Source organism: Pseudomonas parafulva NBRC 16636 = DSM 17004 (genome assembly GCF_000730645.1).
GTDB classification, from domain to species: domain Bacteria; phylum Pseudomonadota; class Gammaproteobacteria; order Pseudomonadales; family Pseudomonadaceae; genus Aquipseudomonas; species Aquipseudomonas parafulva.
In genome coordinates, this window is sequence record NZ_BBIU01000004.1 from 1 (window position 1) to 12,165 (window position 12,165).

The 12,165-nt window shown below is 52.5% G+C and carries 9 protein-coding genes; 6 read left to right on the forward strand and 3 right to left on the reverse strand.

From position 1 onward, the window contains the following. The 6 genes from PPA02S_RS02040 to PPA02S_RS02060 all read left to right on the forward strand — a co-directional run. Nucleotides 1-560: IS3 family transposase (locus tag PPA02S_RS02040; RefSeq protein WP_042141188.1), on the forward strand; the 560-nt coding region annotated here is incomplete at its 5' end. 69 nt (nt 561-629) lie between these two features. After that, the gene (gene tnpB, locus PPA02S_RS02045) at nt 630-986 is read left to right on the forward strand and encodes an IS66 family insertion sequence element accessory protein TnpB (protein WP_080716350.1); all 357 of its coding nucleotides are present in this window, start codon (nt 630-632) and stop codon (nt 984-986) included. An 18-nt stretch (nt 987-1,004) separates the two neighbouring features. After that, complete coding sequence (tnpC, locus tag PPA02S_RS02050; protein WP_042141191.1) at nt 1,005-2,537, forward strand: IS66 family transposase; 1,533 nt, start codon at nt 1,005-1,007, stop codon at nt 2,535-2,537. Nucleotides 2,538-2,604: 67 nt separating this feature from the next. Then, nucleotides 2,605-2,865: a DUF6429 family protein gene (locus tag PPA02S_RS02055; protein ID WP_028633722.1), complete on the forward strand. Its 261-nt coding sequence runs from the start codon at nt 2,605-2,607 to the stop codon at nt 2,863-2,865. 818 nt (nt 2,866-3,683) lie between these two features. Then, on the forward strand, nt 3,684-4,829 hold the full coding sequence (locus PPA02S_RS22435) for a DUF262 domain-containing protein (protein ID WP_080667855.1): 1,146 nt from the start codon (nt 3,684-3,686) through the stop codon (nt 4,827-4,829). Further along, the gene (locus tag PPA02S_RS02060) at nt 4,826-6,166 is read left to right on the forward strand and encodes an ATP-dependent nuclease (protein ID WP_080667854.1); all 1,341 of its coding nucleotides are present in this window, start codon (nt 4,826-4,828) and stop codon (nt 6,164-6,166) included. Before PPA02S_RS22435 ends, PPA02S_RS02060 begins: the two co-directional genes overlap by 4 nt. Before the next feature lie 282 nt (nt 6,167-6,448). On the opposite strand, the gene PPA02S_RS02065 is transcribed toward PPA02S_RS02060, so the two are convergent. The 3 genes from PPA02S_RS02065 to recF all read right to left on the reverse strand — a co-directional run bounded on the left by PPA02S_RS02065 (nt 6,449) and on the right by recF (nt 12,155). Next, complete coding sequence (locus PPA02S_RS02065; RefSeq protein WP_042141193.1) at nt 6,449-7,645, reverse strand: IS256 family transposase; 1,197 nt, start codon at nt 7,643-7,645, stop codon at nt 6,449-6,451. A 981-nt stretch (nt 7,646-8,626) separates the two neighbouring features. After that, nucleotides 8,627-11,047 (reverse strand): DNA topoisomerase (ATP-hydrolyzing) subunit B, encoded by a 2,421-nt coding sequence (gene gyrB, locus PPA02S_RS02070; RefSeq protein ID WP_028632791.1) that lies wholly within the window; start codon nt 11,045-11,047, stop codon nt 8,627-8,629. A gap of 4 nt (nt 11,048-11,051) precedes the next feature. Then, a complete protein-coding gene (gene recF, locus PPA02S_RS02075; RefSeq protein ID WP_028632792.1) occupies nt 11,052-12,155 on the reverse strand; it encodes a DNA replication/repair protein RecF in 1,104 nt (367 codons plus the stop codon). Nucleotides 12,156-12,165 lie beyond the last annotated feature (10 nt).

Here is a 12,165-nt window from a genome sequence, read left to right on the forward strand (position 1 = left end):
CGACGGTAGAGCGGCCAGATATTCCGAATATTTTGAACCGTGCGTTTGATGTCGAAGCGCCAAATCCGGTCTGGTGTGGCGACATCACTTACGTTTGGGCGCAGGGCAAATGGCACTATCTGGCAGTTGTCTTGGATCTCTACGCACGCCGAGTAGTGGGCTGGGCCCTATCAGACAAGCCGGACGCAGACCTCGTGGTCAAAGCGCTGGACGTGGCTTACGAACAACGCGGCAAACCTCAAGGGCTGCTGTTCCACTCCGACCAGGGGTCGCAATATGGCAGCCGTCAGTTCCGCCAGAGACTGTGGCGCTACCGCATGCGCCAGAGCATGAGCCGCCGAGGCAACTGCTGGGATAACGCGCCGATGGAGCGAGTATTTCGTAGCTTGAAATCAGAGTGGATACCGACCACGGGGTACCTGACTGGGCAGCAAGCTCAACGAGACATCAGCCAGTACCTGATGAGCCATTACAACTGGACACGGCCCCACCAGTTCAACGATGGGCTGGCTCCGGCAAAAGCGGAAGAAAAACTCAAAACTGTGTCCGGAATGAGTTGACCACGACAAAGCGCTTACCTGATCCCCGATGCTGTGCTCCCGATTTCTGTGTGGAGCTCGCTCACCATCATGCGACCCGACGCCAAAGTCGAAAAAGTTTACCTCTATCCCAAGCCCGTCGACTTCCGAAAGTCCATCGATGGCCTGGCCGCGCTGGTCGAGCTCGATATCAAAGTGGTGGTGTTCGACCCGGTGCTTTTCGTCTTCCTCAACAAGCCGCGCAACCGCGTGAAGATCTTGTACTGGGAACGCAACGGCTTCTGCCTCTGGCTCAAACGCTTGGAGTCCGAACGTTTCAATACCTCGCCCGATGTCACTGACGAAGTCATTGTCCTGACCGTCCAGGAACTGAACTGGCTGCTCGACGGTTTCGATCTCTGGCGTAACCGTCCGCATCAGGTTTTGACCCCTCGCTTCGTTGCCTGATTCGGTATAATCCGTGGCATGATTTCCATGCCCGAAACCCTCCCTGACGATCCTGTTCTGCTCAAGCAATTGCTCGAGCAGATGATCAGCGAGCGCGCATCGGACAAGGGCAAGATCGTTCATCTCGAAGAGGAAGTTACGCTGTTGCGCCAGCGCCTGTTCGGGCGCAAGACCGAGCAGACAGGCGATGCGGCGACGCCACAGTTGCCGCTCTTCGACGAAGCGGAAAGCCTGGCAGAACCCTTGGATGAGGCCGGCGACGAAGAAGTCGTTGCACCGACCAAGCGCCGTGGTAAACGCAAACCACTGCCGGCTGATTTGCCGCGTATCGAGGTTGTCCACGAACTGCCCGAGCATGAGCTGACGTGCGCTTGTGGCTGCCGCAAACATGCCATTGGTGAAGAGGTCAGCGAACAGCTTGAAATCGTCCCGATGCAGATTCGCGTCATCAAACATGTTCGCAAGGTGTATGGCTGCCGCGACTGCGAGTCAGCGCCCGTAACGGCGGAAAAGCCTGCCCAGGTGATCGAGAAGAGCATGGCTAGCCCAAGTGTGCTGGCCATGCTGCTCACCACCAAATATGTCGACGGCTTACCGCTTCATCGCTTCGAAAAAGTGTTGGGGCGCCACGGTATCGATATCCCGCGCCAAACCCTGGCACGCTGGGTGATTCAATGCAGCGAGCACTTCCAACCGCTGCTGAATCTGATGCGCGAAAGCCTGTTGAGCAGTTGGATCATCCACTGTGATGAAACACGTGTGCAGGTGTTGAAAGAGCCTGGTCGTGAGCCCAGTAGCCAATCCTGGATGTGGGTACAAACCGGCGGCCCACCTGATCGGCCAGTGATCCTTTTCGACTACGCCTCCAGCCGAGCGCAGGAGGTGCCGACGCGCCTGCTGGATGGCTATCGCGGCTATGTCATGACCGACGACTACGCCGGTTACAACGCGCTGGCTGCACAGGACGGCGTGGAGCGGTTGGGTTGCTGGGCGCACGCACGCCGCAAGTTCGTCGAAGCGCAGAAAGTGCAGCCCAAGGGTAAAACCGGGCGCGCAGACATCGCCCTGAATTTGATCAACAAGCTGTATGGCATCGAGCGCGACCTTAAGGACGGCAGCGATGAAGGTCGTAAGGCTGCCCGCATGGAGCGCAGCCTGCCATTGCTGGCTCAGCTGAAAAGCTGGGTAGAGAAAACGCAACTTCAGGTCACGACGCAGAATGCCTTGGGCAAGGCCATCGGCTACTTGGCCAGCAACTGGAGCAAGTTGGAACGCTACATCGAGCATGGCTGCTTACCGATCGACAACAACGCAGCCGAGCGTGCGATCCGCCCGTTTGTCATCGGCAGAAAGAACTGGTTGTTCAGTGACACGCCCAGAGGGGCGACGGCCAGTGCGCAACTTTACAGCCTGGTCGAGACGGCCAAAGCCAACGGCCAAGAGCCCTATGCGTGGCTGCGCCACGCACTGGAACGCCTGCCGCAGGCGTCCTCCGTGGAAGACTACGAAGCGCTGCTGCCGTGGAATTGCACGCCTAAAGTACATAGTTAAGTGCTCCCCCATCGTGGGTCAGATGGGGCCTACGAAGCGCTTGAAGGACAAGAGCGGGGTAACGACCATGGAATACGACGAAAAACTGATTGAAGACGCAGTGCTTGCCTTGTTAGCAGCCTATAGTTCCGACAAAGGTAACGCGTGGAAAGGATTTGACTTCGAGATCATGAATCGACTGCATGAACGGGGTTTCATCAGTGATCCAGTTAATAGAAACAAATCCATCTGGTTGACGGCGGAGGGGCTGGAGCGAGGCCGACAGCTAGCTGACCAGTGGTTCGGGTTAAAGACTCAAGCGGGGCAGGTGCCCGACTCGAATACCTGATTTCCCCATCCTTCGAGTAACGGGTGGGGTTTATGGATCGCTTACTTTTTAACTCATAGAGGGATTCGGAAGAAAACTCACACTCACCATCGTAGCCATCTCTTGGACTGTACCGATCGTGCTTTTCGCTCAGGATGCTTTGCACATCCTTGGCGATCTCTTCATCACATTCCAAGATCTCGCCAATGACCTCCACAACCGGCTCGCCTGTTCGGTCCCAGTTGTAGTCACTTTCTTTATCACGCAGCATTGCATACTCATAGAACTATTTCCTGCTGTCGAGATGACCCCGCGATACCGAAGGTGAGTGAGCAACGTCTGTTTTATAGGAACTCCTTGCCCGGCTTTGCGATGACTTAGTGTTGAATGCCAAGCGACTAGCCTGCGTGGGCCGAGCATCATCCTTATGCTCGCCGCCAGTGATCATCAAGCGCTCCGTGATCTCCATTTCACCCAAGATGTCCGCTCCTCGTTCTCCAGCGCGTCTGTCCTAAGATGCTCCGAAGAGGCGACGAAAAAGCAAGACTGAGCCTGTGATCAAAGTATCTACAGCATATTGAGCGTCAAGCGGTCACCTAGTCACGTTCAACCACTGCGCGAAGGCCGTTCCAAGAGGTCAACAAGCTCCCAAGCTGCATCAGAATTTTCGTACCGCTAAATCATCCCCCAGCCTGCGATGAACTCGCACTGTACATACCCTCAGTACTCATTAACGTCAACATTGATTTCAGATCGATATCGAACGGGCCTAGCATTCGACGACAAAGTCAAGGCACAATGCCATCCTCATCATTGTGAGATAAAGGTTTACTACTAAAATGAAGCTAGAGTCAAAAGATCCAATAATTAGGACCATAATTTCTCAAGTAGAAGAAAATGAGATTGATTTAGAGCCAGACTTCCAAAGAGGCGAAGTTTGGAACACCGCAAAAAAACAGATGCTCATTGATACAATTTTAAGAAACTGGCAAATGCCCCCTGTATTTGTGGTATCTAGTGAAAACGGCTTAGACAAAGCAGTATTAGACGGCCATCAACGACTAACGTCAGTCATGGACTTCTACAACAACAAATATAAAGTTGATGGACTTATACAACCAATTAGCACCGAGATTGAGAGCTTACACAACCTCTACTACAAAGATCTTCCCGAACAAATTAAAAAAAGGTTTCAAAACTACTCGATAAGAATGTTTGATATAACCGACTACAATGAGTCGGAACCATTTGAATTATTTTTCCGGCTAAATCAAAGCGTAAAACTAACTTCAGCCGAAAGAAGGAACACTTTTTACGGAAAAGTTAGAGAACAGGTTAAGAAACTTGTTTTACTAATGGAAGATCTAAATTATAGCCGAGACACTATTGGCTTTTCCAATACTCGCCTTTCCTATCACGACGTGATTGTTCGAGTAATGTTAGCGCTAGAGACAAAGTCATTATCTCGCAAAATGACTGATGCGGAAATTACTGATCGGTACCGGTCACATATTTCATTTAGCCATGACATCGAATCAAGAATTGCCACGTCACTGGAGCTACTAATAAATGCAATCCACAGAACAGGGAAGCTGAAACTAAGCAAACCTTCTTTATTTTCAATAATTGAATTTATATCTGAACACTCGAACAGCTTCACTCACATTGAGGTAGAAGCACTCCTAAATAAATACAAAAGCGCACTTTCATTAAGAGAGCAAATACTAAGTACTTCGTCAGTTTTGGATGCGTGGCTCCTAAAAGAATATACCTATCGCTTAAGCACCAGCGTCAACGATTCAAAATCTTTAATTATTCGAAGATTCTTCTTATATTACACAGCTTTCAACGCACAAATTCTATCAAGCGCCATAACCAAGGACGTTCATGAAACTATTAGCGAGTTGAGCTTCAAGCTAAACGAACTCCAAACGGACGAAGCATACGATATCTTAATAAATAATCACTGGGGTACTATCGCATGAAATTGGCATCACTAGGTGACATGCGAAGAAAATTAGTCTTTGCGAACCCCAATGAAGGCGCGACGCACGCTTTATGTACATCTGATGGAAGAGAGCTAAAGTTTCACTTGATAAATGCCTTTTGCGGGCTGAATGGCTCTGGAAAAACTAGGCTTTTGAAGTCAATAGAGACTACTGAATCAATCTCTACATTAGACGGATTCGAAATACACAAACTTGACCCAAAATCGATTTATATTAGTCCGGCTGAATTGGTCTCGCAAAGCATAAGAAAAACAATCCAACTTAAGTCACAAGGAAGCTTTGATGATCTGATCCAGGCGTTTGAGCCCTTCGAATTTACACAAGGCCTGATTGACAGCGTCAATTATATAATCCACTCGAATTTTAAAAAAATATCTATCTTGACTCTAGAGAACACAGAGGGTCAGCATGCAAACGAGGAAGCAACCTTTCAGTACATTTTAGCTGAGAAAAACGATGGAACCTGGGACACTCTCAATCTCTCTCACGGAGAAATCTACGCGATACTTATCGTTTGGATTATGGCAACCGCTGAAGATCTCAACGTATTTCTAATTGACGAGCCTGAAACTTTTCTCAGTCCTCTTGCCCAAACTAGACTTTCACATGTTTTCATCGAGTTTTCCGCCAGCTCGAAAAAAAACAACATTCAAGTCATTACTGCCACCCACTCTCCTTATATACTAGATGCGATTGGATATGACCACTCATTCACAGTGAGTAAAGGCGGAGGAAAGCTGAGTATTGAACGAGCGAACAAATCTATTCTCAACAATATCGGCATAACGCACGAGCAAAAAAAAATCTTGCTCGTTGAAGATGCTAAGGCTAAATTTGTTTTAGAGTCTATTCTTGATAATTTCCTTCCTGCATGGAAGCATGACACAATCGTCTTTTCTTGCAAAAATGGGGAATCTGATCTTTCCGAAATATATAGCCGCATTATCGACAAAGGCGATAGTAAAATATTCCTAATTTATGATGCCGACATCACTGAAAAAGGAATTACATTTAATGCCGATGAAAAAAAATATTCATTAGTTCTCCCTGGAAAAAAAGCGCCCGAAGAAGATTTAATTGAGGCTGTAAGCTCATCGCTAGCAGAGTTTCTTGAGGCCTTCCCTGAGCGCTTAAGGAGAAAAGTCCAAGACAACCTAGAATCTGTTAACGGCACTAATCATCATGACTACTTTGTTGAACTATCCAAAAGGTCGGGGGTTCATGAATTCCTGATACTTCAGTGCGCATTCCAAGTTTGGCTCAACAAACATAGTGAAGCATGCGCTTCCTTAATAGAAAAGATCCAGTATTAGCCATCTTTACTAGCTGCATTAAATACTGACCATTTTTCAGAAAAAACGATGCTCAAGTCCCAAACTGGGACTTGAGGATTATCTAAATAGGTCCATTGGCATCCTTCTCATTGCCTTAGCTATTAGGCGTGGACAGGCGCCCATGCGGCATCTGGGTCACTGCCGTGAGTGGTCCACCACAGAAGGTAGTCAACCAATTTCTTGCTTCGAGACCATACGTATTGTGATCGTGTCCCAGGAAGTGGTGTAACTCATCATGGCTCTGGCCACTGAGTTTGCCGTTTAGTTGATCACGGCCGACAGCTTGGCCTGTGGATTATCGCTGACGGATTCAAAGGCCTCCAACTGCATATATCGCCGTTGCAGGCACCACTCGTCGTTCTGCTCCAGCAGCATCGCCCCTACCAGCCTTGTGATCGCAGGATCGTTGGCGAAGATGCCCACGACGTCGGTGCGGCGCTTGATCTCTGCGTTGAGCCGCTCCAGTGGATTGGTGCTGTGCAGTTGCTGTCGATGCGCTTTGGGAAACGCCATGTGCGCCAGCACCTCGTCCTCGCACCCGTCCATGAGTGTTGCGATCTTGGGGTACTTTTCGCGCAGTTGGTCTGCAACCAAGAGCCACTGTTGGTGGCATTCAGCGCGGCTATCCTGGGCGAAAACCGTGCGCAGAAGTGCCGCTACCATGGTGCGCTGGCCCTTGCCGACATGGGCCATGGCGTTGCGCATGAAATGCACGCGGCAGCGCTGCCAGGTCGCGTTGAAGACCTTGGAAACCGCAGCCTTCAAACCCTCGTGGGCATCGGAGATGACCAACTTCACGCCACGCAGGCCCCGCCGCATAAGGCTTCGCAGGAAGTCCGTCCAGAACGGCTCGGCCTCCGACGGCCCAACCCGCATGCCCAAGACTTCGCGGCCACCATCAGTGTTCACGGCCACGGCAATTATTACGGCGACCGAGACGATGCGCCCGGCCTCCCGCACCTTGACGTACGTGGCGTCGATCCACAGGTAAGGCCAGTCGCCTTCCAAAGGGCGATCAAGGAAGGCGTGGACGCGTTCATCGATCTCGCCAGCCAGCCGTGACACCTGGCTCTTGGAAATGCCGGTCATGCCCATGGCCTTGACCAGCTCGTCCACCGAACGCGTTGAAACGCCCTGGATATAGGCTTCCTGGATCACCGCCGCCATGGCCTGCTCGGCAGTACGACGAGGCTCAAGAAAGCCGGGGAAATAGCTGCCCTGACGCAGTTTCGGGATCTTTAGATCGACATCGCCAGCGCGGGTTTGCCAGAGGCGATCCCGGTAGCCGTTGCGGCTGTTGATCCGGTCAGGGCTTTTAACGTCGAAGCCGGCGCCGCACAGGCTTTCGACATCGAATTCCATCATGCGTTGGGCAACGAACTGGATCATTTGCTTAAGCAGATCAGCGTCTGCCCCTTTCTCAACCAACTCGGTCAGTGCGATAGTGGGCTTGGTCATCGTGGTTTCCCTGGTGAGTGTTAGGTCTTCGCAAACTCAACGTTAGCCAAGAACCACGATGACCACTCTCTTTCGCCCACAGGGCGCCTTCGGTTGGTTCAGTTACACCACTTCTCGGGACACGATCGTTAGACCGACGTGTGACTACCTTTCTCACCGTCATGAAACACCTCCAAAAATCTCGAAACGAGCGCCGCTGCGCCAAAAATCAGAGACGCAGGGCAGGTTAAGGGAGGCCTTTCGACAGGCAACACTATGCCGTCGAGTGGCCTCGCTAAGTTCGAAAAGATGGGAGAGGATTGACAGGGGCTTCGAAAAAGCAGACATTGCGGTTTCTCACGTCGCAAGTCCGTTTCGCTAAGCGCGGTCAGAACCTCTCGGTTTTGGTCGCGTTTTTCTACATTTGAGCCCCTTTTTCTGCTGGAAGGGCCTGGATTTCATGACTGATCGGAATTTCCAGAGAACGGCTTGATCTATTTCTTTCTAAGCAAGATGCTTGTCACTGCACCAGCAATTTCGATTTGATCTTAGGTTTTAGCTTCAAATGTCTGATTGGCGCAGACATCCAATCGGGAAGCCAAAAAATCCGGTCATAGATCTTATTCCAACACTCCATTGAAATCTACATTTAATCCAAATGGCCATTTTGAAGTTTCTTACAGTTTCCTGTTATCTGTATTGAATCAATACAAGTAGATTTAAATAATCTGTTTTATCTGTTGCTGCGAACTTATACAAACTTGCTGGATTGCTACTTCCATCTAGATCGATTCGCCGAGCCCTTCGGCCTGATCTTCCTTTCCAAATCCATAGGCACGCGACCGGACCCAGACGAGCCGTTGGAGGAGGGTGGACGCAGGAATTTGAATCAAAAAAAGCCCGCTAAAGCGGGCTTGATGGTGACCAGCGGAGACCAAGGTTTGGGCCCGGCCGGTCAACTATTTGTGAAAACGTGCAACTATTCTGTGAATCTACACCCGATCAGAAGTCCAGGTTGGAAACCGAAAGCGCGTTGCTCTCGATGAAGTCACGGCGTGGCTCGACCGCATCACCCATCAGGGTGTTGAAGATCTGGTCAGCCGCAATGGCATCTTCGATGGTGACCTTCAGCATACGGCGCACCGTTGGGTCCATTGTGGTTTCCCACAGCTGGTCCGGATTCATTTCACCCAGCCCTTTGTATCGCTGGATGGTATGACGCTTGGTGGTCTCGTTCATCAGCCAGTCCAGGCCTTCCTTGAACTCGACGATGGCTTTGCGGCGTTCGCCACGCTGCACGTAGGCGCCTTCACCCAGCAAGCTGGACAACTTGCTACCCACGTTGACCACCGTGCGGTAGTCATTGCTACCGAAGAAGTCGCGGTTGAAGGTGATATAGCTGGCCAGGCCGTGGGAGATGATTTCCACTTCCGGCAGCCACACATTGCGCTCCTTGTCTTCGCGCAGGCTAGCTTTGTAGGCAAGGCCAGACTTCTGCGTGTTATCCATACGCGCCTGGAACTGGGCCAGCCAAGCCTGCATGACGGCGTGATCACCCAGCTGTTCCAGGGTAACTTCCGGCAGGTAGATGAAGTGCTCGGTCAGCTCTTCCGGGTACAGGCGCGACAGGCGCTTGAGCGTCTTCATGACACTGCGGAACTCATTGACCAGTGCCTCAAGCTGCACACCCGATACCGCAGGCGCGGATTCGTCCAGGTGCAGGCTGGCGTCTTCAAGGGCAGACTGGGTCATGTATTCTTCCATGGCCTCGTCGTCCTTGATGTACTGCTCTTGCTTGCCACGCTTCACCTTGTACAGCGGTGGTTGAGCGATGTAGATGTAGCCACGCTCTACCAACTCTGGCAATTGGCGGAAGAAGAAGGTCAGCAGCAGGGTACGGATGTGCGAACCGTCGACGTCAGCATCGGTCATGATGATGATGTTGTGGTAACGCAGCTTCTCGATGTTGTACTCATCGCGGCCGATACCACAGCCCAGCGCGGTGATCAGCGTACCCACTTCCTGGGACGAGATCATCTTGTCGAAACGCGCCTTCTCGACGTTCAGGATCTTGCCCTTCAGCGGCAGAATGGCCTGAGTACGACGGTTACGGCCTTGCTTGGCCGAGCCACCTGCAGAGTCACCCTCCACCAGGTACAGTTCGGAGAGGGCAGGGTCCTTCTCCTGGCAGTCAGCCAGTTTGCCCGGCAAGCCGGCAATGTCCAGCGCACCTTTGCGGCGGGTCATCTCGCGCGCTTTACGGGCAGCTTCACGGGCACGCGCGGCGTCGATCATCTTGCCGACGACGGCCTTGGCCTCGTTGGGGTTTTCCAGCAGGAAGTCGGAGAAGTACTTGTTCATCTCCTGCTCCACGGCGGTTTTCACCTCCGAAGAAACCAACTTGTCTTTGGTCTGCGAGCTGAACTTGGGGTCCGGAACCTTCACCGAAATGATTGCGGTCAGGCCTTCACGGGCGTCGTCGCCAGTAGTAGAAACCTTGTTCTTCTTGGCCAGGCCTTCCTGCTCGATGTAGCTGTTCAGGCTACGGGTGAGGGAAGAACGGAAGCCAACCAGATGTGTGCCACCGTCGCGCTGCGGAATGTTGTTGGTGAAGCACAGCAGGTTTTCGTTGAAGCTGTCGTTCCACTGCAGGGCGACTTCAACACCCACACCATCCTCGCGCTGCACGCTGAAGTGGAATACCTGGCTGTTCACGGGGGTTTTGTTGGTGTTCAGATATTCAACAAATGCACGAAGGCCGCCTTCGTACTTGAAGAACTCTTCCTTACCGCTGCGCTCATCTTTCAGCAGGATACCAACGCCCGAGTTGAGGAACGACAACTCACGGATACGTTTGGCCAGGATGTCCCAGCTGAAGTGGATATTCTTGAACGTGTCGGCAGACGGCTTGAAGTGGATATGCGTACCGGTGGTTTCGCTGTCACCGACGATTTCCATTGGCGCTTGGGGTACGCCGTGCACGTAGGTCTGTTCCCAGATTTTCCCGCTACGGCGAACGGTCAGCACCAATTTCTCGGAAAGCGCATTCACTACCGATACCCCTACACCGTGCAGACCGCCGGATACCTTGTAGGAGTTGTCATCGAACTTACCGCCAGCGTGCAGCACGGTCATGATGACCTCAGCAGCGGACACGCCTTCCTCTTTGTGTACATCAACCGGAATACCGCGACCGTTGTCGCGGACACTGATGGACTCGTCCGGATGGATGATGACGGTGATGTCGTCGCAGTGACCTGCGAGGGCTTCGTCGATCGAGTTGTCGACCACCTCGAAGACCATGTGGTGCAGGCCGCTACCATCATCGGTGTCGCCAATGTACATGCCGGGGCGCTTGCGCACGGCATCCAAACCTTTCAGCACCTTGATGCTGGAGGAGTCGTACGTTTGATTTTCGCTCATGCCTTCACTCCCGATGGTCGTGGGTCTGGGTGATACGGCCTTGTTCCACGTGGAACAAAGCAACTGGCGTTTCCGTCTGCCAGCCTTCCCTCAGTAATTCTTGATCTACACAGGTGATGAATACCTGGCAGCGTAATTCTTCAAGCAAGCGGCACAACGCGCGGCGATGCTGGTCGTCCAGTTCGGATGGCAAGTCATCCACGAGATAGATGCAGTTACCCCGCCGCGCCTGGCTGACCAGGTGACCTTGGGCAATGCGCAAAGCGCATACCACCAGCTTTTGCTGACCACGCGACAGGATATCGGCTGCGTTATTGGCAGCCAGGCGAAGACGCAGATCAGCACGTTGTGGGCCGGCCTGGGTATGGCCCATCTGCTGATCGCGAAGGAGAGAGGAGGCGAGCACTTCTTGGAGTTCCCGGTCCTTGTCCCAGCCTCGATAGTAGCTAAGGGTCAACCCGTCCAACTCAACCAGCTCGCTCAGGGTGTGCTCGAAGACGGGCTTCAAGGCCTTGATATAGTTGCGACGGTATTCATCTATCTCCGCGCTGGCCAGGCATAATTCCCGGTCCCAGGCGGCTTGCGAAGCAGTGTCAAGTGTACCATGCCGCAACCATGAGTTCCGCTGCCGTAGCGCCTTCTGCAGACGCTGCCACGCAGGCATGAACCTAGGTTCCACGTGGAACACTCCCCAATCCAGAAACTGTCTACGGATTTTTGGAGCACCTTCCAGTAAACGGAAACTGTCGGGGTTTATCAGCTGAAGGGGCAACAGCTCCGCGAGTTGAGCGGCACTCCTCGCGTTCTGCCCATCTATGCGTATGGTGAAGTCCCCTTGCCGCTCACGGGATACCCCAAGGTTGCAAGCCCCACCTTCAGCAAGCTCCACCTCACCGAACACGGTACAGGCGGCCTGCTCATACTGGATGACCGGGTTCAAGCGGGTGCTGCGGAACGACCGAGCGAGCCCAAGCAGATGCACGGCTTCCAGCACACTGGTCTTGCCGCTGCCATTGTCGCCATACAGGATATTGATGCGGGGGGAGGGGGAGAGTGTCACCGGGTGCAAATTGCGCACCGCGGTGACCATGATACGTCGAAGGGACATGTCGCCTGCT

Excerpts from the sequence above, each read along its gene's own strand:
- tnpB (WP_080716350.1), top strand. The coding sequence starts at position 630 with ATGCGACCCGACGCCAAAGTCGAAAAAGTTTACCTCTATCCCAAGCCC.
- tnpC (WP_042141191.1), top strand. The coding sequence starts at position 1,005 with ATGATTTCCATGCCCGAAACCCTCCCTGACGATCCTGTTCTGCTCAAG.
- PPA02S_RS02055 (WP_028633722.1), top strand. The coding sequence starts at position 2,605 with ATGGAATACGACGAAAAACTGATTGAAGACGCAGTGCTTGCCTTGTTA.
- PPA02S_RS22435 (WP_080667855.1), top strand. The coding sequence starts at position 3,684 with ATGAAGCTAGAGTCAAAAGATCCAATAATTAGGACCATAATTTCTCAA.
- PPA02S_RS02060 (WP_080667854.1), top strand. The coding sequence starts at position 4,826 with ATGAAATTGGCATCACTAGGTGACATGCGAAGAAAATTAGTCTTTGCG.
- PPA02S_RS02065 (WP_042141193.1), bottom strand. The coding sequence starts at position 7,645 with ATGACCAAGCCCACTATCGCACTGACCGAGTTGGTTGAGAAAGGGGCA.
- gyrB (WP_028632791.1), bottom strand. The coding sequence starts at position 11,047 with ATGAGCGAAAATCAAACGTACGACTCCTCCAGCATCAAGGTGCTGAAA.
- recF (WP_028632792.1), bottom strand. The coding sequence starts at position 12,155 with ATGTCCCTTCGACGTATCATGGTCACCGCGGTGCGCAATTTGCACCCG.